The 24,884-nt window shown below is 47.8% G+C and carries 19 protein-coding genes; 10 read left to right on the top strand and 9 right to left on the bottom strand.

Features of this window, described 5'->3' with window-relative positions:
* Nucleotides 1-290 precede the first annotated feature (290 nt).
* Both NDA06_RS18785 and NDA06_RS18780 read left to right on the top strand, forming a co-directional pair.
* Nucleotides 291-2,264: a DUF1565 domain-containing protein gene (locus NDA06_RS18785; RefSeq protein ID WP_190985057.1), complete on the top strand. Its 1,974-nt coding sequence runs from the start codon at nt 291-293 to the stop codon at nt 2,262-2,264.
* 120 nt (nt 2,265-2,384) lie between these two features.
* The gene (locus tag NDA06_RS18780; RefSeq protein ID WP_199324003.1) at nt 2,385-3,038 is read left to right on the top strand and encodes a L,D-transpeptidase; all 654 of its coding nucleotides are present in this window, start codon (nt 2,385-2,387) and stop codon (nt 3,036-3,038) included.
* A gap of 74 nt (nt 3,039-3,112) precedes the next feature.
* Here the strand turns inward: NDA06_RS18780 and NDA06_RS18775 are convergent, their stop codons facing one another.
* Nucleotides 3,113-3,670, bottom strand: a complete 558-nt coding sequence (locus NDA06_RS18775) for a late competence development ComFB family protein (RefSeq protein ID WP_190414972.1) — start codon at nt 3,668-3,670, stop codon at nt 3,113-3,115.
* Between the two features lie 497 nt (nt 3,671-4,167).
* On the bottom strand, nt 4,168-5,106 hold the full coding sequence (locus tag NDA06_RS18770; protein WP_190985056.1) for a M23 family metallopeptidase: 939 nt from the start codon (nt 5,104-5,106) through the stop codon (nt 4,168-4,170).
* A gap of 227 nt (nt 5,107-5,333) precedes the next feature.
* Here NDA06_RS18770 and NDA06_RS18765 point away from each other — a divergent pair, with 227 nt between their 5' ends.
* Entirely contained in the window at nt 5,334-7,676 is a 2,343-nt protein-coding gene (locus NDA06_RS18765; RefSeq protein WP_190985055.1) for a cation:proton antiporter, read from the top strand.
* Between the two features lie 47 nt (nt 7,677-7,723).
* Here the strand turns inward: NDA06_RS18765 and NDA06_RS18760 are convergent, their stop codons facing one another.
* Nucleotides 7,724-7,936: an RNA chaperone Hfq gene (locus tag NDA06_RS18760; RefSeq protein ID WP_190414975.1), complete on the bottom strand. Its 213-nt coding sequence runs from the start codon at nt 7,934-7,936 to the stop codon at nt 7,724-7,726.
* A 116-nt stretch (nt 7,937-8,052) separates the two neighbouring features.
* On the opposite strand from NDA06_RS18760, the gene dapF reads away from it, so the two are divergent.
* The 3 genes from dapF (at nt 8,053) to NDA06_RS18745 (ending at nt 11,120) form a co-directional block, all read left to right on the top strand.
* Nucleotides 8,053-8,892 carry a diaminopimelate epimerase gene (gene dapF, locus NDA06_RS18755; protein WP_190672146.1) on the top strand — a complete coding sequence of 280 codons (840 nt, stop codon included), beginning with the start codon at nt 8,053-8,055 and terminating at the stop codon, nt 8,890-8,892.
* A 144-nt stretch (nt 8,893-9,036) separates the two neighbouring features.
* The gene (locus tag NDA06_RS18750) at nt 9,037-9,807 is read left to right on the top strand and encodes a glutathione S-transferase family protein (RefSeq protein ID WP_190672143.1); all 771 of its coding nucleotides are present in this window, start codon (nt 9,037-9,039) and stop codon (nt 9,805-9,807) included.
* Between the two features lie 194 nt (nt 9,808-10,001).
* Entirely contained in the window at nt 10,002-11,120 is a 1,119-nt protein-coding gene (locus NDA06_RS18745; RefSeq protein ID WP_190985054.1) for a hypothetical protein, read from the top strand.
* A 122-nt stretch (nt 11,121-11,242) separates the two neighbouring features.
* Here the strand turns inward: NDA06_RS18745 and NDA06_RS18740 are convergent, their stop codons facing one another.
* Nucleotides 11,243-11,716, bottom strand: coding sequence for an ATP-binding protein (locus NDA06_RS18740; protein ID WP_190985053.1), 474 nt, complete (start codon nt 11,714-11,716; stop codon nt 11,243-11,245).
* A 227-nt stretch (nt 11,717-11,943) separates the two neighbouring features.
* Nucleotides 11,944-13,230: a hypothetical protein gene (locus NDA06_RS18735; RefSeq protein WP_190985052.1), complete on the bottom strand. Its 1,287-nt coding sequence runs from the start codon at nt 13,228-13,230 to the stop codon at nt 11,944-11,946.
* 137 nt (nt 13,231-13,367) lie between these two features.
* Between NDA06_RS18735 and NDA06_RS18730 the strand changes: the two genes are divergently transcribed.
* Nucleotides 13,368-15,944 (top strand): dynamin family protein, encoded by a 2,577-nt coding sequence (locus NDA06_RS18730; protein ID WP_190985051.1) that lies wholly within the window; start codon nt 13,368-13,370, stop codon nt 15,942-15,944.
* 287 nt (nt 15,945-16,231) lie between these two features.
* Here the strand turns inward: NDA06_RS18730 and NDA06_RS18725 are convergent, their stop codons facing one another.
* The 4 genes from NDA06_RS18725 to bioB all read right to left on the bottom strand — a co-directional run bounded on the left by NDA06_RS18725 (nt 16,232) and on the right by bioB (nt 21,195).
* Complete coding sequence (locus NDA06_RS18725) at nt 16,232-18,481, bottom strand: transglycosylase domain-containing protein (RefSeq protein ID WP_190985050.1); 2,250 nt, start codon at nt 18,479-18,481, stop codon at nt 16,232-16,234.
* Between the two features lie 208 nt (nt 18,482-18,689).
* Complete coding sequence (gene lspA / locus NDA06_RS18720; protein WP_190414983.1) at nt 18,690-19,193, bottom strand: signal peptidase II; 504 nt, start codon at nt 19,191-19,193, stop codon at nt 18,690-18,692.
* Between the two features lie 133 nt (nt 19,194-19,326).
* Nucleotides 19,327-19,911: a biotin transporter BioY gene (locus NDA06_RS18715; RefSeq protein WP_190414984.1), complete on the bottom strand. Its 585-nt coding sequence runs from the start codon at nt 19,909-19,911 to the stop codon at nt 19,327-19,329.
* A 198-nt stretch (nt 19,912-20,109) separates the two neighbouring features.
* Nucleotides 20,110-21,195, bottom strand: coding sequence for a biotin synthase BioB (gene bioB / locus NDA06_RS18710; RefSeq protein WP_190672120.1), 1,086 nt, complete (start codon nt 21,193-21,195; stop codon nt 20,110-20,112).
* Nucleotides 21,196-21,494: 299 nt separating this feature from the next.
* Here bioB and pstC point away from each other — a divergent pair, with 299 nt between their 5' ends.
* The 3 genes from pstC (at nt 21,495) to pstB (ending at nt 24,479) form a co-directional block, all read left to right on the top strand.
* A complete protein-coding gene (gene pstC, locus NDA06_RS18705; protein WP_190415044.1) occupies nt 21,495-22,412 on the top strand; it encodes a phosphate ABC transporter permease subunit PstC in 918 nt (305 codons plus the stop codon).
* Nucleotides 22,413-22,540: 128 nt separating this feature from the next.
* Nucleotides 22,541-23,443 carry a phosphate ABC transporter permease PstA gene (gene pstA, locus NDA06_RS18700; protein ID WP_190432156.1) on the top strand — a complete coding sequence of 301 codons (903 nt, stop codon included), beginning with the start codon at nt 22,541-22,543 and terminating at the stop codon, nt 23,441-23,443.
* A gap of 229 nt (nt 23,444-23,672) precedes the next feature.
* On the top strand, nt 23,673-24,479 hold the full coding sequence (gene pstB, locus NDA06_RS18695; protein WP_190985049.1) for a phosphate ABC transporter ATP-binding protein PstB: 807 nt from the start codon (nt 23,673-23,675) through the stop codon (nt 24,477-24,479).
* Nucleotides 24,480-24,884 lie beyond the last annotated feature (405 nt).

Genomic DNA, 24,884 nt, shown 5'->3' with positions numbered 1-24,884 from the left:
ACGGTTTTCTAGTTTTTTGTACCTACCTATTTAAGAGCGTTTAACAGCAGTATTATCATTCAAAGAATACCCCCACAGAATTTTCTTTTGGAATGCCCACCGAATTCCTCGCTTTGAAGAGGATGCTCAGGTTGATGAGCTGTTAGCTGTTGGGGTCTTTCTAGAAATGTAAGAAATGTAAACAAACGGGTAGCCTCTATACCAGAATAGGTGTGCATGGACTAAAACTAGGTGCTTTCTTCCATCAGCCTTTACCGATATTGCAGTGCCAACTTGAGAGGAGTAGAGCCGTGAGTTTGAGATGCCCCCACAATCGTCAATTGAATGCCCTAGTCAGAAAATGCCGTCCGTCTGTTCGTACCTGTCGCATTTTCTTAGGACTCGCGACTGCGATCGCAATCCCTTGGCTGGACGTTACCGCAATCCAGGCACAGCCGACGGTGGCTCAGGTTCCCCCGGACGGGCAGACGCAGATGTCACAAATGAATCGGTTGTATGTCAACCCCGCTGCGGGAAATGACAGTAATGGCACTGGAGACGAGCAGGAACCGTTCCAAACGATTACTCATGCCTTGCAGGTCGCTCAGCCGAACACCGCCATCGTACTGGCACCCGGCACCTACAGCACCGAAACGGGTGAAACCTTTCCCTTAAGACTCAAAGCCGGTGTAACGATTCAGGGCGATCGCGGCACCAAAGGGGAGAATATTGTCATCCTTGGCGGCGGTCAGTTCCTCAGTCGTTTCTTTGGCGGTCAAAATATAGCGATCGCTGGGGCAAATCAGGCGGGGTTGATGGGCGTCACGGTGACGAATCCGAATCCACGAGGTTACGGTCTTTGGATTGAATCCACCAGTCTGATGGTGGCGGATAACACCTTTACGGGAAGTAAGCATGATGGAGTTGCCGTCACTGGCAACAGTGCCCCCAGCATTCGCAACAACTACTTCTATGAAAACGGGGGCAATGGGATTACGATTTACGGGACTTCCCGACCGGAAGTGCGGGAAAATGTCTTTGAAAATACGGGATTTGGCATTAGTATCGGTCATAATGCTGCCCCGCAGCTAATTGCCAATCGCATCAGTGGCAACAAAGATGGGGTCGTCGTCGAAACCAAGGCAACACCCGTTCTCCGGAATAATATTATTGAAAACAACACTCGCTATGGGTTAGTGGCAGTTTCTCAAGCTCGTCCTGATTTAGGAACGGCTGGCGAACCGGGAGGCAATATTTTTCGTGCTAATGGTCTATTGGACATTAACACCAAGGCTTCAAGCCAGGAGATTCCTGCCTATGGGAATGAGATCACTGCCAAAACGGCAGGACGCATTGACCTAACGGGCATGGCAATCCCGCCCACCCCGCTTGTAGAGGCTCCCATTGCCAGCGGTCTTCTGAAGCCGCTTCCCACCGCTTCCCTGCCGCCACAGGAAGCCCTGGCACCGATTCAGCCAGTAGCGAGGAATGGTGGAAGTTCTCAATCTTTGCCACTCCTCTCTAACCGCCCGAACTCAGAGATTTTAACTCCAATACAATCGGTACCCACTGACAGCACCGGGATTAAAATTTCCGTTCAACCGCCTGCCCCAACCTCTCAGCGAGCAAGAACGTCAGCTTACGGATTACCAACATTGCAGCCTCCGATGGTGCCTCCGGTGGTGTCGCCAGTAGTGCCGCCCCAGCAGCCCAGAGCGACAGCGTCTCCCTTGCCGATATCGCCTGTGCCCCAGACTGCACCCCTAGAAATTCCCGCGCCGCCTCCGGTTGCTCGGTCGCCGCTGCCGACTTCCCGGTCGCCCAGAGCGACGACATTACCAGCGCTACCGTCGTCAGCTTCTACATTACCGGCGCTACCGTCATCCGCCCCGTCTCAACCGTCGCCTGCCCCCCGGACTCTGGACTTCGGGGTAGCACCACAGGAGCCTCTCCAAGCTTCAGCTTCCTCCGATTTGCTGCCAGTGCCGAGTCCTGATGTTCCTTTGGGGAATATCGGCAACAGTCGGGCTGCTAGCGGGAGAGTGCCCCGCCGAGCGGGCGGTAGTCAACAGGCTCTAGGTTTGCGTTATCGGGTTGTGGTGGAGGCTCAAAATTCGCGCCAAGAGGCTTTAGTGCGATCGCTTGCACCCGATGCCTTCCGCACGCGCTCCAACGGTCGGACGGTGATGCAGGCGGGAGCTTTTAGCACTCGCGATCGCGCTTTGGAAATGCAGCAAATGCTCAAAACGAAAGGTTTAGCAGCCACGATTGAGTCAAGGAATTAATATTGTTTGTCAGGGGTTGATGGTTAATTGTCCGTTGTCATTGACCCCGGATGATTACCCACGACCCAATGTTCTACAGTTGGTTATTTTGACCCGTAATCATTCTTAGCTCAGACCGTTATGCCAAGAGATGAGTCGCTCTCTCGAAGCTTGATGCTAATTTGTTTTGGAACAGCGGTGGTGTTGTTCTCAGTTTCTAGGCGGACAAGTTCTTCAAGGGTGACGACCGTCAGCTTGGATTCCCCGATTCGGAGTCAGCGCCAGGTCGGCAAGTTGGCAAGTTGGCAGCTTGGAGACTTGTGGAGTAAAAATCGATCTTCAAATAGCCGCTCAACCCCTCGGGAATATTCAGTGCTAGAAACCGCTCAGGCGGCATCCGCTTGGCAATCGCATCTCGTTGTCGATTTGAGCGATCGCCTGGTTTATGTTTACCGTGACGATCGGCTGCAAGCCAGTTACCCCGTAGCGGTGGGGCAGTTAGGTTGGGAAACGCCCACGGGTTCGTTCCAAGTTTTGCAAATGAACCAAAATCCGGCGTGGCGTCAACCGATTACGGGTGAAGTTATCCCATCTGGGGCGAATGATAATCCCTTAGGCGATCGCTGGATTGGTTTTTGGTCGGATGGGCGTCATCAAATTGGGTTTCACGGCACCAACGAAGAACACCTGATCGGGCAAGCAGTCTCCCACGGCTGCTTGCGAATGCGAAATCAAGATATTCGGATGCTTTATCAGCAGGTCGCGAAAGGGACACTCGTACTGGTTCGCAGGTAGGAGGGAAAAGTTTTGAGTTTTGAGTTCTGAATTAATCACTCAAAACTCAAAATTCATCATTTATAACTCTTCCATTATTCGTTGCTATGGTTACTGGATTGAGGTTCAAAGCTAGGTGCGTAGGTTTGGAGTAAGGAACTCACCTGCTTGAACACGTCACTGTCGTTCGCTTTGCTGAGCGCTTGCCGTTCTGGGAAAAATTCGGGACGATCCAGATTCCGGGCGATCGCTTCGCTCACTTGCTGGGTAATCAGCTCTTGAAGTTCATCCTTTGCCCGCATTCGCTGATAGCTAGCACCTTCCTCCGTCGTGGCATACAGCGGAGGCAAGCGATTGAGCGCGTAGGCAGCAATATCGCCGACATCTAGAACGCGATCGCTGGTTGCCTCAATTTCTGCGACTCTGGCGATCGCTTCCGTCAGCACCAACTCTTCCATGACATTGATGAACTGTTTTCGAGGAACTGCAACCACTTCCCCAGTTAACAGTGCGCCCATCAGACGGTCTAGAGCCATGTATTCTTCAATCGAAAGCTCAGAAGCCGTGTCACAGATGCGCCCCACCTCTGCTTCCATCGCTGGCGTCAGATAACCATCCTGCAGGGCTTGTTCAACAATTTTTTCAATACTCATCTAAAAATCCTGCTGGATACCCCATCCAAACTGTTTTGGTTGGCTAGGAAAGCGAGGCAGGGATTACCGCTTCCCTAAAAGTGCGTGCCCGTTTTCGAGTGTTGATACGCCCTCAACGAAGCCGAAACCTGCGTTGATGTCTTTTCGCCCATGCCCACTCATCTATCCTGGCATAACCAGCGCCTCAAAATACGCAAAACTACGCAGGCTTAACATCAGTCGGTTAGCGAACTAACAATATTGCTTTGACATTGGGAATTTTCGGGATTTTTCCCAAAGGCTATTCAACATTTACGCTTCTCAGATGACTCTCTACAATCCCCGTCCGCAAAGCTTTCGCTTCGGAAAAGCCTACACTAGCTCCCGGTGGGATAGTCGAAGACATTGAAAAATGCTTCGCAATCTCGTTTCGGAGAGGCAACCCTGCCACAATCTTTCCTCAATACAACACCAAATACATTAAAACCTAAAAAAATTCATCAAAACTTCAAAAAACCTCATTCAACTCCTTGAGTTCTCCAAGGTACTGGGTCTACGGCAAGACTATTGACATACAATCCCCAATGTAAGTGAGGACCCGTTGAAGCTCCCGTTGAACCAATTGCCCCAATCACCTGTCCCGCTTTTACAAAATCCCCTTCCTTGACATCAATCCGGCTCAAGTGCATAAAAATACTGGTGACGCCTTGACCGTGATCTACCCCAATTACATTTCCGTGAACTCGGAAACCCTGAGCAACCCGTCCCACCAGCGCCACTCTTCCCGATGCTGGTGCTGTTACCGGCGAACCATACCCACCCGCGTAGTCAACCCCGCGATGGTAGTAGTCATTCGCAAACTTGCCATTGTAGTAACGGCGAACCCCGTAAATACTGGTGATGCTACCTCGGTTCGGCTTGAGAAAAGGACCATTCCAGAACTTTTGCGGCGTCACCAAATTTTTAAAAGCTGCCACGCGGTTGAGTTCAAATTGGGTTGCTGATTGTCCGGCTTTTCCGGGGGGTAGGGTAATCCGTTGCACCGGGAAATTGCGCGATCGCAATGGCAACGACAGGTTTTTGACTTCCCCATCACCAGCAACCCGAATTTGTAGCGTTCCCGGCTTGTCTAAAGGCGTTGTCGGTAGCAAGACTCGAAAGCGATTTTGACCGAGGGAAAACGCCCGGTAAGTCTTCTGTTTGAAAGAAACCGTGGGACTCTGCGAACCAGAGGAATCCGTCTGAATCATGACCGAGAGCGTATCCCCAAGCTGGGGATTGTTGGGTGCCACCTGTACCTGCAAAGCTTTGACTGGCAAAGCAGTAGAAACTAAAAAAGCAAAAGGCAACAGAAAGAATTCTTTGTTTTTACGGTTCGCTTTGGACTTTTGACTGGACAAGAGTGTAGAAACCAGCCGTCGGTCATGGCGAGATTGAAGCAGAGTCTTAAGCGACATCACAGGCAATTTTCTCCGAGCCAGTAATTGACAAAGCGTCTATGACCTTGTCTATGACCTTGATTACTAGCGGATAGACTATCACCTTGCCTGGACTGTTTCCACCGCCTTCCCTCAATTGATCCCAGTTGCCCAATAGAAACCTGAGGCAATGGCGTTAGCACAGTCCATAAAACTCTGTATTCTAAGTTTATATACCTTTATACTTGTTCTCATAAAACAAACTTGTGCAAGAAGACTTTAGACTGATTGTTGACTTAGTATCTGTTTTGGCAGCAGCAGCCGTTGGTGGAGTGGTATCAGCGCTGCTGCGGCAACCTGCCTTACTGGGTTATATCGTCGGCGGAATCGTCGTTGGGCCTGCGGGGTTGGGACTGATTAAAGAATTGGTTCAGATAGAAACTCTGGCTCAATTTGGCGTCGCCTTTTTGTTGTTCGCCTTGGGCGTTGAGTTTTCGTTTGCGGAATTAAAAAAAGTTAAAGGCATCGCCTTGGGTGGAGGCGGACTACAGATTGCCCTGACAATTGCAGTCACGGTTGCAGTCTGTGGACTCACTGGAGCGTGGGGTACCTTACCAGCGAAGGGTGTCTTCCTGGGGGCAATTCTGTCTTTGTCTTCAACCGCAATTGTCTTTAAGTGTCTGATGGAGCGAAATGAGACGGGGACGCCTCACGCTCAGGTGATGCTGGGGATTTTGGTGGTACAGGATTTGGCATTGGGGTTGATGCTGGCTGTCTTGCCAGCGCTGGATCAACCGCCAGAAGCGATTGGCAAGGCTGTGGCTTTAGCGCTGTTACAGATTGGGTTATTTGCGGCTGTGGCTGTGGCAGCAGGCATCTGGCTGATTCCTCCCTTGCTGCGCCTACTCGCTCGAACGGAAAGCCGGGAGTTGTTTCTATTGGGCGTGGTGGCACTGTGTTTGGGGATTGCGTTGCTCACGGAGGCATTGGGTCTTTCGATTGAAATGGGGGCATTTGTCGCCGGGTTAATGATTTCGGAGGTGGAATATGCCGACCAAACCCTGACTTATGTGGAGCCGTTGCGGGATGTGTTTGCGGCACTGTTTTTTGCGGCGATTGGGATGCTCATCGACCCAATTTTCCTGTGGAACAACCTAGAGTTAATTCTGGGGCTGGTTTTGCTAGTTTTCGTCGGCAAGTTTTTGATTGTGACGCCGATTGTCAGAGCGTTTGGATATCCGCTGAAAACGGCGGTAATTGCTGGTTTGGGGTTAGCTCAAATTGGAGAATTTTCGTTTGTTCTTGCCAGTGAGGGACAAGCTTTGGGGCTGGTTTCTCGGCGGGTTTACTTGCTGATTTTGGGCACGACTGCGGTGACGCTGGTACTGACGCCTTTTGTGATGCGGCTGGTGCCAAAATTGTTGGAGTTGCCTTGGCTGAAGCCGTATCTAGATCCGGTGGATGACCCGATGGAAGTGGCGATAGATGCGCCTTTGCAAAATCATGTGGTGGTCTGCGGTTATGGACGGGTGGGACGAAATCTGATCAAACTGGTGCAGGAGCATAACTATCCAGTGGTAGTGATTGACCAGTCGGAAAGCCGGATTCAGCAGTTAAGAGAAGCAGAAGTTTCTTATGTTTATGGCAATGCGGTGAGTTTGCACGTACTGGAAGCTGCGGGGGTAGATAAGGCGAAGGGGATGGCGATCGCGCTTCCCGATCCGATGAGTACCCGCCTTTGCCTCAAACGCGCTTTAGAATTGGCTCCGGATCTGGATATTGTCGTTCGCGCTAACCACAACAACGATATCGAACTGCTTTATCAGTTGGGGGCGCGAGAGGTGGTGCAACCGGAGTTTGAAGCGAGTTTAGAACTGGCGGCGCATCTATTAGCCGGTAGTGGATTGCCGACATGGCAGATCCAGAAGGAAATGCAGCAAATTCGCAATAGCCATTACCTGGCATTGCGTCCAGAGCGATCGCCTTCGGAGATTGCTCATGACTTACAAATTGCCACTGCCGAAATGAATAGCAAGTGGTATTCCCTCCCGCCCAACTCTCCCCTGATTGGGATGACGCTACAGGAGACGGATATGCGCCGATTGACGGGTGTCACTTTGATGGCAATTCGGCGAACTGGTGGGGAAGAAGTGGACTATCCAGACAAGCAAACTTCTCTGGAAGTGGGCGATCGCCTCTTGGTGGTGGGAGAATCCAACGAACAAGCTGCTTTTAATCAACTGGCAAACGGTGAAGTGGCAATCCCAAGCCAAACCGCTCCCTGTCAGTGGTTGCAGGTTCCAGAGTCCAGCCCAGTTGCCGGTAAGCCTCTCTCTGAGCTGCATATTCGCCGCCAGTACGGGGTGCAAGTGCAAGCAATTCGGCGAGATGGCAAGTTCATCCGCTTTCCGGGGGGCGATACCGAGCTGCAAGCGGGCGATCAGCTGCTCTTATGCGGCGGCAGTTTTCCCCTCAATCAGGTGCAACAGTTGTTGGCACCCGAATCTGAGCCTCCGGTTTTCCCAGTCCCTACGCTCAACTTGCCAGTAAGCGAAGCGATACAAGAGCATCTTCCCTCTGATAATCAGCGAACAGGCGAATCAAGGTAATCAGTCATTGGGGAAGTGATTACCGATTCCCGATTACCGATTCCCGATTACTTTGGCTGCACATAAGCGATCGCGTGTCGCCAAACCAGCGTTTGCTGATTCGATTCATCTTGTAGACAAATACAGTTCTGATCTTGCCAACGCAGTTTACCAACGAGTACATCGTTCGTGAGGAGTTTCAGTTCAACCCTTTGTCCCTCTTTCACAAATGTTTGGACGAGGCGAGTGCTTGGTAAGCCTGTTTCCAGTTCAGTTGTCATAATGCAAGATTTTTCCTAATGCGAATTGCCAGATTTCAGGATTGAAGGACTGCCATTAACCATTACCCATTCCATAGTTTATGCTAATCGAAAATTGCGAATCGAAGGATTGCTAAATGGGAATCGAGTTTACTAAGTATCACGGACTGGGAAACGATTTCATTCTGATTGACAATCGTTCCTCATCAGAACCCAAGGTAACGCCAGAACAAGCGGTCAAGTTTTGCGATCGCCACTTCGGTATCGGTGCCGACGGCGTGATTTTTGCCATGCCGGGACAAGATGGCACCGACTACACCATGCGGATTTTCAACTCCGATGGTTCCGAACCGGAAATGTGCGGCAATGGCATTCGCTGTTTAGCCCAATTTATCGCTGATTTAGAAGGAAAATCTACTCAAGAAATTCAATATCGGATTCATACCCTGGCGGGTGTCATGACACCGCACATAAAGCCGGATGGGAAAGTCACCGTCGATATGGGAATGCCGGGACTACTGGCAGCGGAAATTCCCACGACGCTGGGTGCTGCTGACGAGAAAGTAATCGCGCAACCTTTAGAAGTCGCGGATGCTACTTGGTTGGTAACTTGTGTCAGCATGGGGAATCCTCACTGCATCACGTTTGTGGAGGATGTTGCCGCGATTCCTTTAGAAAATATTGGTCCCCAGTTCGAGCATCATCCTGTTTTTCCCAAGCGGACTAACACCGAGTTTATTCAAGTCGTGCGCCCGGATTACCTGAAAATGCGGGTCTGGGAACGCGGTGCGGGGACAACTTTAGCGTGCGGGACGGGTGCTTGTGCGACTGTGGTTGCTGGAGTATTGACCGGAAAGAGCGATCGCATCGCCACCGTTGAATTACCCGGCGGCTGTTTGGAAATCGAATGGTCGGAAATAGACCAGCGAGTTTACATGACAGGACCAGCGGAGCGTGTATTCGCAGGTCAGATATAATCCGATGTGCTTTTTCTTAGCCTTCCGATAAATGGGGATTGGGGGAGCAAAACCCGAACAGCTCTGTTGGTTCGATTCCCCTAGTCCCTCGCTCAATTGTCGGGAATTACACTGTAAAGTTGCACATCGCGCGATCTAGCAAAAATGCAAAAGCAGCCAGAAAAGGCTCCCCGGCTCATTACCATCTCCGTCAGCCATTACTGCGAAAAAGCACGATGGGCATTAGAACGTCTTGAGGTTCCCTACATTGAAGAACGCCATATGCCGCTTTTTCATCGGCTAGCCACCCGCAAAAATGGCGGCGGACAAACAACTCCGGTTCTAGTAACGGAAGCGGGTACTTTGAGCGATTCTTCGGACATCTTGCAGTATCTAGATGGCATAACGGCTGAAAGTAAAAAATTTTACCCAGCCGATCCCAAACTGCGCCGCGAAGTGAAAAAACTCGAAGATTTGTTCAACAAGCAGCTCGGCCCCAGTATCCGTCTTTGGGCGTACTTTTATCTGCTAGATGACCGCCAATTGATGCGGAGGCTGTGGTGCGATGGTGTACCCCCTGTGGAGCGGGCGTCATTTCCATTTGTCTTTCCGTTGATTCGCGAGGCGGCACGGCGAGGCTACAATATCACGGCAGAATCGTCAGCCAGTGCCCATGACAAGGTTAAGCGCATCTTCGAGAACGTCAACGCGCGGTTGGCAGATGAACGTTCCTACTTAGTTGGCGATCGCTTTTCGGCAGCAGACCTCACATTTGCCTGTCTCGCGGCTCCGGCTGTACTGCCTGCCGAGTATGGGGCGAGTCTGCCCCACTTAGATGAGTTACCGGATGAAATAGCAGGAGCAATTAAAGAGTTACGGGAAACCCCGGCTGGAGCTTATATCTTGCGCCTGTTCCGTGAAGAACGCCACGGATAAGGGTTTGTTGCAACAGAGAGTGGGAAAGTGAAAGTGGGAAGCGATCGCATCCTCACGGTTGAACTACCCGGCGGCTGCTTGGAAATCGCATAGTCATAAACAGACCAGCCTGTTCATAGGCAAAATCTAATCGCGATGTAACATCGAACCTTGAAAACGGGAACCTTAAATTAGGTCAACCCAAGGGAATTTTGATGACAGGCGCTATTTACCTAATTCAAGACAAGGGTCAGCTGGTTGAAATGATCGAACAGCCCTATGACTCGGAAGCTTTGCTGCAAAAACTGCTAGCCGACTATCCGAGTTTGTTGGCTGGCGACCAGATCAACAGTGCTGCACCGAGACGTTGGTTGTTAGTTTCAGAAGAGATGCCCGTGCCATCTGAAGAAAATGGTTTCGACCGATGGGCACTCGACCATTTATTTCTCGACCAAGATGGAATTCCCACCTTAGTGGAAGTTAAGCGTAGCACTGACACCCGCATCCGGCGAGAGGTAGTTGGACAGATGCTCGACTATGCTGCTAATGCAGTGGTTTATTGGCCTGTTGAGAAAATCATTGCCCAATTTAACGCTAATTGTCAGATAAAAAGTCAAGATTCTGAACAGATACTAAGCAATTTTCTAGGTGCTGATGCTAACCCATCTGAGTTTTGGGAAAAGGTCAAGACAAATCTGCAAGCTGGCAAAGTCCGTCTAGTCTTTGTTGCTGACAAGATTCCTCCTGAACTTCAACGTATCGTGGAGTTTTTAAATAAACAAATGAATCCAGCGGAAGTATTGGCAATTGAAATTAACCAATACGTTGGTCAAGGTTTAAAAACTCTTGTTCCTAGAATTATTGGTCAAACAGTAGCAGGAAAATCAACGCAATCTCTACTAAATTATGAGAGTAAGCAATGGAATGAGTCCTTGTTCTTTCAAGAATTAGAGGCTAAAAAAGGGAGTGATGTAGCTCAAGCTGCCAGAAGCGTTTTCAACTGGATAAATTGTGAAAAAATGCAGGTGAGTTGGGGGAAAGGAAAAATTGAAGGGTCTCTGATCCCCAGAATAATCAGTTACAAAGGAGAAACCAGAAAGTTTTTCACAATTTGGAGTGGTGGCAAAATTGAGATTTATGCCTACGAACCTCCATTTAACTTGGAAGACAAAAAGACTGAACTTCTCAACCGCTTAAAATTAGTCCTAGGTAACTCGATTTCTGTTAATGCCTATAACTGGTATATTCCCTTGTTTGCACTGAAGGATGAGTTGATAACGAAGCAGTTTTTAGAAGTAATTGGCTGGGCGATTCAGGAAATTAAAGCATCATAGCTACGAATACAGGCTGTTACGTAATATGAGTTGGTAACTTTTAACCGATTGCTGTTAGTAATCATCTGCTAGATCAGCCTATTGATCTTACCAGCGATCGCATTTGTTTCTCAAACGTATCACTATCCATCAGCATCCTCATCTTCAGTCCACGCACGAACCTCAAAAGCGGAGTCACCAGCCATCCGCACGTAGAACAGTTGGTGGAAGCCTTCATTAGAAGAAGGGCGTTGTAGCTTCTTGATTGTCGCGTAAATTGCTACATCTGGCACCCGTGCTTTACCTAAGCGCTGCTGGTTACGTTCCCGGCATTGACTCACCGACGATTTAAAGTAATAACCGATAATTTCGGCACCATACATACAACCCAATTCAATGAGAAACGCACGTTCTTCTACGGTTGGGTTAGTATTATCCACAACAACCGATTGCCCCATTTCAAGTGTTTCTTTAATAAGCTGTGTCTGCCTTCTAGAGCGGTTTTTGTTGTTCCGCAACAAATCCTTGCTAACCAGCTTATGCGTTTCAGCAAAATGAGTGTGATAGAAGGTACTTTTTCCAGAAGCTTGCAAGCCGATAAAGATGACTAACTGCATAGACAATAGCCTATCAATAGTCATTATTTAAGCATAAGATTTAGAATAAAGGTAATTTTAAAGTATTGAAAATTGCATTTTACAATTAAAACTTGGTGATTTACTCTTAAAAAAGGAGATTTTTTTACAAATAGAAAAGCTGGCGAATACCATCAACTGTTATTTGAATAGGGAAGGTGATCGCACTTAGTAGAATTTGAGCGATCGCATCTTCCTATCTTTGACTTTTATGCCGTGACTGCCTCGTTTTCAGATTCATCTCTGACTTTGAAATACCAGTACAGGTTAGCAACAGCTAAATTTGAGGCTTTCTGTAAATTTGAAGTGACTAAAGTTTTATAACCTGCGATCGCAGCTTGCTGACTAATATAAGATTCTGGCTCTCGACGTAGTTCAGGCTGCATCATAAATTCAAGCTGATTGCAAAGGGATACGAAATGAGACTTTTGCTTTAAATTTTCATAGAGTAATTCTTCTGGAGGTGCTGCCAAAGCGGTGGTATCTGTACTAACTGTGACTTCTGAATTGCTAAAATCAGCACTTTGGAGTAATTTTAGTTCTGAAGGTGGGAGGCTTTGCATCCAATCAACTTGATTTTGCCAAGATTCTAGTACAGCCATATCGTGATCGTGAATGCGGGTGATTTCAGGAAAGAGAAAATCAAGCTCATCCTCTGTTTCACACTTATCAATAACATTCAGAGAATCTTGACAGATTTTGTTTTGGAGGTGCGATAGGCGATCGCTTACAGCAGAAGGCTCATTCTGCACCTGATAAGTTGTAATAATTGCCTGCTCAATTGCCCAAGCACATTCCAACCTGCGAAGCTGGCCAGCCGAACAGGTTGCTTCTAACAGCTCACTGCTACCATAATCAGCTAAAGCCTGAAACAACATCCCCCTAGCACCATCAATTTCAGCATTTCTACGGTTCGCATCTTGTATTTGCATTGCAGAGCGAAGACGGTGAAGCGCCTGAGTAAATAGCCCGTAAGCTCGAATTAAAATTGTCCGATGGTTCCTGAATTCAACATCCTGAGCAACTTGCTCAATCAATTCTTTAATTTCTGCACCTTGGTCTTTTAAAGCTTGTTTTAAGTCAATAAAACCTTCTTTGACTTCCAGCCTTAGTTGTCCTACTTCTTTTCTCAGTTTCATTGTCTGGTGCAGGTTCACTGCTGCCAAGGCCCCCACAGCCACAGTTCCAACTCCAATAAAAGCTGTAGTTGCTTGCAGCACTCCTAAGCTTGCCTGGATACTTTGCAGTCCAGCTTGGACAGCTTGAAATCCCCTGTGCGTTTGATACATTTGCGCCCCACTTGTAATCAACTGCAAAGGGCTTACAAGCGGCAATAGAGGGCTATTTTGGGCTACAGCACCGATGGCATGGGCGACAAACTGCCCGGTAGTTGCATCTCTAACCATGCTTATTGGAACTCCTGCTGATGTAAAGACTTGCACATATTTACCAGCCTCGATAGCAGCCTGAATTGCAGGAGCAAATTGAAAATACATATTTCTACTTTGTTATTAGCTAATGTTTTCGAGCCTAGCTTGTCTTACTCGGCGAAGATAACAGTATTTCCACGGAGTTAGTTTCTGCTGAATCTGGGAATACTAGAGTACAAATACGCTATAGGCTCACAGACTTTATGGATATTTCACTGGTTAGCTCTGAAGCTGTTGATTTGTTGTCGCGGATTACTGGACAAAAGCTGCGTAAACAGGATCTGACTCCTCCGGTGATATTTTTAGCAGCTTTGATAACCGTTCTGTTGGGAGTGATGCTTTTAGATGGCGCAGTCACAGATGAGGAAAAGCGACGCTGGCAGCAAACCCTTAATCGTTTTATTCCCTCAGAGGATGCGCGTCAGTTATCACAACTGATGAGTAAGGGAGTCCGACAGAATCAAGTTTATAAAAAACTGAATGAGTTGCTAATCCTAACGGCTCCGTTTTCAGAATCAGAAAGATTGTTGTTGATTGGCTTTGGCTATGAAATGTCAGCAGCAGATGGGGATATGGACGCCCGTGAGAAAAAGTATTTAGAAGTAATTGCTAATCGGTTAGAGATTAACCCACAACACTTAGCAGTTTTAGAAGCTGGATTCAGTCATCAAGGTACTGTGGAACCAGCAGCTTTAGAGGAGGTTCAGTCTTTACTAGATCCTGCTCGCTTCCACGCGCTTGATGCAGTATTTATCAAAGCTGCTAATGATCTGTTGGCGGTTCTACCTGCTAAATCTAAACAGCAAGCCAAGCAACAACAGCGCCTAAACTTGCCCTATGAGGAGCTACAGCGGTTTCAAGGGTATCGGCAACAGTTAGAAACCGCTTCTAAGCAACTTGCCGAGATTATCCAAGAAGGCACGAATGAGGGTGTACTGCCTAACAATCTAGCAGCACAAGTAGAGCAAGTGTCTCAGAAATTGAGTTCTCAGCGCTTCCGAGTGGCAGTTGTAGGAGAGTTTAGCCAAGGAAAATCAACATTATTGAATGCTTTACTAGGTGAAGAAATTCAACCTGTTAGAGAGATTCCCTGTAGCGGCACGGTGACAGTTCTCAGATATGGAACGCAAAAACGAGTAATTTGTCGTTACAAAGATAAACGAGAGGAAGAAATTCCATTTGAACAGTACAAAATAAAGGCAGCAATTTCAGAAGAAGCCGCATTGGATTGTGTCAGTGATGAATTAGCTCGTTCTAACATTGAAGAGATTATTTTTGAACATCCCGATTTAGAGTTATGCCGAAGTGGTGTCGAAATAGTGGATTCTCCTGGGTTGAACGAACATCCTGACCGAACTGCGATTACTCAACAACTACTCAAAGATACAGATGCCGCGATTTTCCTAATGAATGCCTCACGTCCTCTAACTCAAGGAGAACGCGACTTGATCCAAGATTTGAAGACTCAACTGAACGGTGGGAAGACAGATGAGGCTGCCAAAAATCTGTTTGTAGTTGTGAATTTTATGGATCTACTGCGTAGTGAAAATGGTCGGCAGCAGGTTCGACAACGGATTGAAAGGTTTGTTCAGGGTCAAAATCCTATCATTGCAGGTGAAAACCGCCTTCATTTCATCTCGGCTCAAGCGACGCTGGATGCAATTTTTGCGGGGACTGAGGATGATTACCTAAAAGCGTTTCAGAATTTTACCGGGTCTATCGAGAAGTTTTTAACAACTGAGCGTGGATTGATAAAACTTCAGCAATCGACAACCGGGCTTAATCGGCTTATTCACTCTTGCTGGGATGAGCTACATCAATTCGAGGAAATATTAAATGGCAAATTAAAAGTTTCTGAAGAAGATAAGCAAAAAATTTTAGAACAAATGGGTGAATCTAGCGGTCGTGATGTCAAAATCAAACTTCTAGCAGATCAATTGGTAGAGCAAGCAATTGATGAAGCTATTGCTTCTTATGATGAATGGTGTGAGAAATTAGATGATCTTATAGCTGAGAACAGCGAACACTGGACTTCTAACCATAATCAGAAAAAGAAACTGTTTCAGGACTATGCCAAGCAGTTCTCCACAGATATATCCAAGGAATTTAAGCTTTGGGTAGATGAGAATATAAAGGAGTCTATCTTACCATCGTATTTAAAAATATTGAACGCAGAGATATATCAAGAAATAGAAGCAATTCAAAGAAGCATCCAAGCCTTTGATTCAAAAACTGGCTCTAACCTAAGTGACCAGTTTGACCTCTCCCTTTCCGCTGCTGGAGTGAAGATGAACCTTGCTTCATTGAGTAACTTGGATGATGATACAAAGGGAATTGGTTTATTTAGCAGTCTTGGTACAGGTGGGGCAGTCGCTGGGGCTTTACTGGTATTTACAGGTCTTGGTCTTGTTCCAATAGCCATAGCTGGGGGGGCTGCTGCTGCTGTTGCCGGGTGGTTATTTGGTGAAGATGAAGAAGAACTTAAACAGCAAATAAAACTAGAAGTTTTTGAACAAGGGTTGGAAAAATTTGATGAATCAGCAGAAGAACTTTTTGAAAAGGTTACAGAATACATTGCCTCAGTTTTAGGCGAACGATCGGAAGCTGCAAGGAAAGTAATTCAGCAGGCAATCGCCTTATCTGAAAACTTCTTAGCCCAGGAGGAGAAAGCTCACCAAGAAACACTAGAACAACGTCAAGCTGAAAAAGCTTTTCTCTCTAAGAAGCGTCAGGAACTTGAGCAGGTGCTAAAGAATATTGAAGCAATCATTCCTTGCTAACAAGTTAACAAAGTGGAGAGAAAAACAACACCCTATTTAACAGCAGATGTTAAATAGGGTGTTGTCGCGAAAAATAAGGTTAATAGGAAAGGGAGTAACTGGAGCGATCGCATTCTCCTCAATCTCAAAGAGCGATCGCTCGTCTTTTCAGATATGCGATCGCTAACGCTGAAAAAAAGGGGGCTACGAAAAGCGATTAGTTTAGCGGTCAAAAAGCAAATTGGTATGATTAGTCCGCGCAGGCAGACTTTGTTCGTATAGCCGCGATTTCAATCGCCAAGGCTTATTTAACGCACCACTTGCCGCATATAATTTGCCCAAACTTGGGCAGCTTGCCCGCTACTTCCTCGCGTTGGAGTGTTGTCGTCATTTCCCAGCCAGATGCCGGTGACGAGATCCTGACTGGGAACGTAGCCGATAAACCACAAGTCAACGCCGCTATTCGTAGTGCCCGTCTTCCCTACCTCTCCGAATCCAATCGACGCCGCCCGTGCCGTACCCCCTCGCACTGCGCCCCGAAGCATATTCGTCATGGTATCTGCGATTCCCTGAGACAGCACCCGCTTCGTTGCCCCTGCTTCCTCCTCGAAGGAGTAAATCACCCGGCAGGTTTGCGGATTGTTGAAATCTTGGCAATCGCTGCTGTCCCGAATCCGCTGAATAGCATGGGCGCGATTCCAGACGCCGCCATTTTCCAAGGCACCGAAAGCCCCCGTCATCTCTAAAACGGTAGTTTCGCTTTGACCCAACACCAAACCGGGAACCGGATTAAGCGGCGTTGTGATGCCCAGTCGTCGAGCCATCTCCACCACCCGATCTAAACCAACATCCTGCGCCACCCGCAGCGCGATCGCGTTCTCAGACTGGGCAAGCGCGGTGTACATATCCGTCCCGCTACCCCCAACTCTTTCGCACCCCCGAAAGCGTTGACTCTGCCATACTATAGGGGCGCAAGAATAAAACTTTCCCGGCGAGTTACCTTGTTCAAGTGCCGAAGCGTAGGCAAAAATTTTGAAGGTGGAACCCGGTTGTCGCTTGGCTTGAGTCGCCCGATTAAATTGACTTTTTTGATAATCTGTGCCACCGACCAAGGCGCGAATTGACCCGTTGCTGGAGTCGAGGGTGACAATTGCTCCCTCAGAGAACCTGTAACTTCCCCCAATGGTATTAACTCCGTTGCGGAGGGCAGTTTCCGCCTTTTGTTGAGTCTCTAGATCCAGATTGGTTTCGACAAAAAAATTGCCTTCTTTTGCCAGTTGCTCTCCCAACAAGAATTGGAGTTCGGTGAAAACGTAGCTGTAAAAATAGGGTGCCTTGATGCTAGCTAAAGCTTCTCTGGCTTTGGGGCTAACGTCAATACGCGATCGCCTTGCTCGTTGAGCTTCTTCCGCACTGATAAACCCCAGATTTGCCATGCGGTTAATAATGCGATCGCGCAGTCCAATCGCCGTTTTATAATCCCGAATCGGATTAAAACTATTCGGTGCTGGCAAAATCGCCACCAGCGTCGCCGCTTCAGAAATATTTAAGTCTCTGGCAGATTTGTCGAAATAAAACTGAGCCGCGTCCTCAAACCCGTTAGCGCCAACACCCAGGTAGATGCGGTTCAGATAATTCCGCATGATCTCGTTCTTACTGTAGAACGTCTCCAGCTTCAGAGCGACGATCGCCTCCTTGATTTTTCGCCCCGCGCTATCTTCTGTCCCCACATACTCCCGAAACAAACTCCGCGCCAACTGTTGCGTAATCGTGCTACCGCCTTGACGAATTCCGCCTCCCTTGACATTCGTCACCACCGCCCGCAGCGTGCCAACAGGATCGACCCCGAAGTGCCAGTAATAGCGACTGTCTTCCGATGCAATCACCGCTTGAGGCAGATACTTGGAAAAATCTGATAATCGCCCCAATTCCCGGTGCGCTATCGTTCGGGGACGCTGTAACGGCGTTCCGTCATCAGAATTAATTACTACTGGTCCTTGTACGCCAGCGGGCAAAGGTCGAATCGGAATATTGCGCCACTCAAAAAGAATCCACAATGCCAATAAACTGGTCAGTCCACCCACCCCATAGAGGGCGTAACGAGTCGCCAGGACGTACCAGGGGGGAGGATTGTGGTACTGAAGCCGAACCGCATCCGCCAATTCCGGTGGTCCTAGGGTGAGGATATCGCCGTGGCGTAGTATGAGGCTATTGAGCCGCCGTCTCCCTCGGTAGATGCCATTGGTAGAGTTTTCATCTTTAATGACAAAGGACTGCCCGCGCCGTCCTTCTCGGTTTAATGAAAGATGAATCTGACTGATAACTGGGTTCCGCACCACGATATCGCAAGATTTAGAACTGCGTCCCAGTAAATAGCGATCGCCCAATAGTGGATAAACCTCTGCCTTAGCAGCACCGGCATCCTGCACCCATAGTTCCGGCACTCTGGCATTGGGCTTCAGCGCCAGCGCATTAAAATTTACCTTAGCTTGAATGGTCTGTACTGCCTGAGTTAGTTGACCCAGGATGGTTTTAGGCGGTTGTTGGGGTGAGGTCATGTCAGAGGCAAAAGGCTCAATGCGACAAGCAAGAGGTTTGTACTAAATATTCTAATCTCTTGCCTAGGGAGGCGTTGTGAAAAAGAGAAAGAGCTTACAAAGATAGGTTTTAACAAATCGTCTTTTAAAAAACTAAAGAAGGGAATTAATTATCAACGGAAAAATCAGCTTTCTCCCACTTCCCTCTGCTTCCTCTGCCCTCATCTCTTCACCGTGGTCTGCCAGATGAGGAAGGTTGATTCCAAAACCAGGCAATCAATAAACACACCATGCCTACATTAATAAACATATCTGCCAGATTAAATACTGCAAAGTGAATCAGCCGAAAATCCAAGAAATCAACGACGCAACCATTGAAAAATTTGTCATTGATAACGCAACTGTTGAAAAATCGGTCAATTCCATTGCCCACCGCTCCACCTAAGATAAAGCCACAGCCTAATTGTTCCCAACGATCCAAATGGGGGTTTACTAAAGCGAATCCGATCAAGAATAGACTCACCCCCAAAGAAAGCCAGGGCAACCAAACTTCGCCTTGAAACCAGCTAAAAGCTGCCCCAGGGTTCAATTCATAGGTAAAGTGAAATACATTAGGCCACAGCGCCCACGTTTCTTTATAGACAAAATTCTGCACCACCCAATATTTAGTTACCCGATCCAGAATCAAACTAACGAAAGCGGCGAGCCAAAAATAGTGATTTTTAAAATTCATTGTAATTATTCATTAGTCATTAGTTATTCGTGATGAGTGATTAGTCAATCGTTCTTTAGTAATCAGTATCGGTAGACTATCAACCCACTACCCCATGACCAACGAGCGCTTGACTAATGACCGAACCAACGACTTAATAAAGCATTAGCTGGCGTAAGAAATAAGCCAAGACTGTCACTGCACAAACAATTGCCATTTGGGCTGGTAAAGGATAGACGGAGTATTTCAAAACTGCTTCCCATAACGGCAGTAATACCGCTCCCAAGGTTAACAAATGGGTCACGATTAGATAAGTCAAACCAGTGATATGGATGACCAGCAACCCACAAATACAGCTGAAGGACAAAGACTCCAATCGCTGCGGTGCCTTAAAAGCCACTAAGCCACAGATCCACGCACCCGGAATAAAGCCTAGTAAGTAGCCAAAGCTGGGTTCTGTGAGATAGTCGAGACCTCCGCCTTGGGAAAAGACTGGAAACCAGGGAGTGAGACCCAACGCCAGGTAAGCAATTTGAGAGAGTGCCCCGGCATTTTTACCGCCCATACAGCCAACTAGCAGCACGGCACCGATTTGATAGGTCACGCCCAGCGAGTGAGTTTGAATCCCTTGCTGAGACCAATTCCAAGGAAGGCTGGGTACATACGCTTCCAGAAACGTACCACCAATCGTTAGGAGTAAGCCAATCAAGGCCCACAGTAGTTCAGTGGGAGCAAACACAAGGGTAAAGGAGCAGGGGAGTAAAAGAGCAGGGGAGTAAAGAAGCAGAAGCGTCAAAGAGCAGAAGCGTCAAAGAGCAAGGGAGAAATAGTCCTCAGTCCTCAGTCCTCAGTCCTCAGTCCTCAGTCCTCAGTCCTCAGTCCTCAGTCCTCAGCCCTCAGCCCTCACCAGGAGCGGGGAGTCCCGCCCCTATAGCACTCATACCTTAGCAGTGTATTCGCCGGGAATGGGTGCTTCACCACCCGTAAGCCCTAGGGATTCGAGCATAGCATGGTCTTGCTCTGGCGGTTGCCCGATAGTGGTGAGGTAGTGTCCAATCAGCATGGCATTCATTCCCGCTTGAAAGCCCATTGCTTGGAGTTCTCCCATCACGGCTTCCCGTCCGCCAGCGTAGCGCAGAATTTGTTCGGGCAGGATGAGGCGGAAAATGGCGATCGCTTTGAGGGCTTCATAAGGATCGATTTTTGGGCGATCGCTTAGGGGTGTCCCTTCTCTGGGATTTAATAAATTCAGGGGGACGGATTCGACTTCCAATTCCCGTAGCGCCAACGCCAGATCCACTCGGTCTTCCCAGCTTTCGCCCAATCCCATAATTCCACCCGTGCAGGCTTGAATTCCCGCAGCTTTGAGATTTTGGATGGTTTGGACGCGATCGCGCCAAGTATGAGTCGTCACGATTTGCTCGAAGAAGTTCTCCGATGCCTCTAAATTATGGTTGTACCGCGTTACCCCCGCCTCAGCTAGCGCCTGAGCTTGTTCTGGCGTCACTTCTCCCAACGCACAGCAAGGTTTAATCTGGGTTTCGGCAATAATTCGGCTCACCGTTTCCAGAATTTGTTCAAATTCCGTCGATTTGGGGCTGTTGTACTTAATGCCGCGTCCTTGAGAAACTAAACAAAACCGCTTTGCCCCGGCTGCTTCAGCTGCTTTGGCTTGGCCAAGAATCTCCTCGGTGGATTTCAAGCCATAGATTGGCGAGTCTTGACCGGGGTGGTGAGCAGACTGGGAACAGAAGCCGCAATTTTCCGAGCAATTGCCAGATTTCACATTGACAATGCTGCATAAATCGACTACGTTTCCGCAACAAGCTTGACGGACTTTGTCGGCTGCTTCGCATAGCAGCAAAATATTTTCTTCACCTTCAATTTGGGATAGAGCGATCGCTTCAGCTCTCCCAATCCGCTCGCCAGCAATAATCCGAGAGGTCAGGTTTTGCAGCCATTGCCGCAGTGACTCCTGAGACTTGCTGTTAACATCCACGTTTGACACCGATGCTTGAACCACGTTCGGCCCTTTTGATCGTATTTATTGAAACGATGGCATTTTATCACTTGGTTTGCAGACAACTAAAGCCATACCTTAACCTGACCTTTACTCTATCCTTTACGATTAGACGGTAGGCTAATAGCAAAACTGCCCCTGCTAAGCTGGAATGTCTGGCAATTGAAAAAATTGCATTCTGAGTAAAAAAAATGGTACGGGTCTAGCTTGCATCAACGAATACAAGCGTTTATTGCTTTTACTAACCAGTGTCTGAGGAAAATAATCCCGTGAGTTCCGTGACCTCCGGTTCGCAGAAAATTATGAAACCCCGCTCCGATTGGGATCGGACGATGGATCGGGGCTTTATTTGGCTAACTCGAATTTTTGCGTTTGCAGTTGCTGTAATCCTGATTTGGATAACGGTACAAGTTGCAATTAAAGCTTGGCCTGCGATTACAGAATTTGGGTTTGGCTTTATTACCTCCACCAATTGGGACCCAGTTCGCAATCAGTACGGAGCGCTGCCTCAACTATACGGCACGATCGCTAGCTCAGCGATCGCCCTGTTGATTGCCGTGCCAGTCGGGATTGGCGTCGCCCTTTTTCTGAGTGAAGATTATTTGCCGCCACGAATTCAGGTGGTGATTGTTTTCCTCGTAGAACTGCTAGCAGCGATTCCCAGTGTGGTCTATGGTTTGTGGGGAATTTTTGTTCTGATTCCCCTTTTGAAGGTCGTAGGTAACTGGCTTAACGCATCTTTGGGTTGGCTGCCCATTTTTAGCACGCCGCTGCGTGGCCCAGGCTTGCTCCCGGCAGCGCTTGTCCTCGCCATTATGGTATTGCCGACTATCGCAGCCCTTTCTCGTGACGCCCTCATCTCGTTACCTCCAGACTTGCGGCAGGCGTCAGTTGGGCTGGGAGCGACTCGGTGGGAGACCATTCTCAAAGTGCTACTCCCGTCCGCTTTCTCTGGAATTGTGGGCGCAGTGATGCTGGCACTGGGTCGAGCTTTGGGAGAAACAATGGCTGTAACGATGTTGATTGGGAATTCTAACAACATCAGTCCTTCTATCTTGGCTCCGTCCAACACGATTGCTTCCCTACTCGCCAACCAATTTGCAGAAGCAAGCGGTCTGCAAGTGGCAGCCCTAATGTATGCTGCGTTAATTCTATTTGTCCTCACGCTGTTAGTGAATATCTTGGCTCAGATACTCATTGAGCGCGTCCAGCGAATTTAATCCGTTCCTTGTTCTGAGATGACAGCAGACTTGCACAGGCGGGTTTATCAGTATAGGAAAGCTACTGGCAAATATCTGGTGAAAGCCGCCCCTCCATAATCGACCACTGACCACCGACCACAAATATGATGTCTAAACCCCAGGCTCAACCAGTTTCCGGATTTCCCAGTCGTAGTTTGAAGCGATCGCCTACTTCCCCCCGGACACTGTTTGGGATCGTGATGACGGCGCTAACGTTTCTTTGTGCTGTCCTGGCTATCCTGCCTTTGGTGGCGGTGCTTTCCTACGTAATTATCCAGGGTATAAGCCAGCTGAACGCGAGTGCGTTCACGGAACTGCCGCCCCCTCCCTTAGTACCCGGAGGCGGGTTTGGCAACGCCATTCTGGGAACCCTCATCATGGTTGGAATTGCTGCCCTGATTAGCATTCCCTTTGGCATCATGGCAGCCATTTATTTGTCTGAGTTTAGTAATACGGGTAAGTTTTCTTACTGGATTCGCTTTGCCACCAACGTCCTGAGTGGAGTTCCCTCTATCATTGTGGGCGTCTTCGCTTATGCCGCCGTCGTTCTCACAATGGGAACTTATTCCGCATGGGCGGGAGGATTTGCTTTATCAATCTTGATGTTGCCAATTGTAATTCGGGCAACCGAAGAAGCTTTAAGATTGGTTCCGCAAGAAATCCGACAAGCATCGGTCGGACTGGGAGCAACTAACTTTCAAACGGTGTCTCGCGTGATTTTGCCAGCAGCACTCCCAGCAATTGTGACGGGAACGACGCTGGCAGTTGCTCGTGCTGCTGGTGAAACAGCACCCCTATTATTTACTTCCCTTTTCACCCAATATTGGCCTAATTGGAACAATCAATTAAAAGAACCAACGGCTTCCCTAGCGGTTTTAGTTTACAACTTCGCTACGTCTCCATTTAAAAATCAGCAAGAATTCGCTTGGGCGGCTTCTTTCATCCTAGTTTTACTGGTTCTGATAACCAGCATGATTTCTCGTTTAGCAACGGCTCGTCGAGTTTATTGATGAACAATTGTTCAAATATGTGTTGCTATGATACGGAAACTTAAACAAAGTAATGCAACAATGAATACATACCGAGGTTTAATAGTATGCTAGGCGCTGTTTTAACCTTAAGGACGAAGCCGTAATCTCCTTGACTTCCCAAGCAACACAATCCTTCGCCCAATCATCTGCCCAAAAACCTACAGGGTTTTTGTTAGCCTGTTAAACCCAAAAACCGATCTGACTATTTATGTTGTCGAATTCTCAAACCAAGAATCAAACTGAGACTGTTTTACAGACAGAAAATCTAAAGGTATACTACGGAAATTTTCTAGCACTTCGAGACATTTCGATAGATATTCCCAAAAACCGGGTTACGGCTTTTATTGGACCTTCGGGTTGTGGAAAAAGTACCTTGTTGCGGTGCTATAACCGCCTCAATGATTTAATTAAAAGTTTTCGGGCAGAAGGCAAAGTCACTTACCACGGTCAAGATCTTTACGCTTCAGAAATCGATCCCGTAGAGGTGCGGCGACGGATTGGGATGGTGTTCCAAAGACCAAACCCATTTCCTAAATCGATTTATGACAACATCACCTTTGGTGCCCGGATTAATGGATATCGGGGCGATTTGGATGAATTGGTAGAGCGGAGTTTGCGGCAAGCGGCTCTGTGGGATGAAGTGAAAGATAAACTTCGAGCGAGTGGTTTATCTTTGTCTGGGGGACAGCAGCAGCGGTTGTGTATTGCCAGAGCGATCGCTGTTCAGCCAGACGTGATCCTGATGGATGAACCCTGCTCCGCTCTCGACCCCATTTCAACGCTGCGAGTTGAAGATTTGCTCCATCAACTCAAAGAGCAATACACCATCGTGATCGTGACGCACAATATGCAGCAGGCATCGCGAGTATCTGATATGACAGCCTTTTTCAATGTCGAACCAACCGAAAAAGGAGGTCGTATTGGTTATTTAGTCGAGTACGACCGCACCGAGGTTATCTTCCAAAGTCCTCAGCAGCAAGCAACACAGGAATATGTAAGCGGTCGCTTCGGTTAATTTGTCCAGAAAAACGATTGATTAAAAGAAGGTAGGGGCAGGGCTTCTGCCCTTACTCGTTGTGGGATACCTGTCAGAAGTATTCCTATCAGATTATTTGATTTAGCAAAGCTAAAAAAATAGGAACTTCCATTTTTTTCCGCATCTGTTAAAAGGATGAAAATAGTGAAATATAGGGGCACAAATAAATGTAACGGGGGGTAAAAGTTTATGGATTGTTCCTACAAACCATAATTCCTAAACTATGAACCATCGAGCGTCTACGTTTATTTACACCAAACGTCTTATCTCTAAAATTAAAAATCTAAAATTCTAAGGGTTCCAATTCGAGATAGGATAAACTCTGATTTTGCATTTCCATCTCGTTTGGTAAAAAAAATACTTATGAAGCGTTATTGGTCACGT

The organism is Trichocoleus sp. ST-U1 (assembly GCF_039961835.1).
Classification (GTDB): domain Bacteria; phylum Cyanobacteriota; class Cyanobacteriia; order Cyanobacteriales; family FACHB-T130; genus FACHB-T130.
The sequence above is the reverse complement of the archived record's forward strand: the minus strand, read 5'-3'. Positions and strand labels throughout refer to the sequence as shown.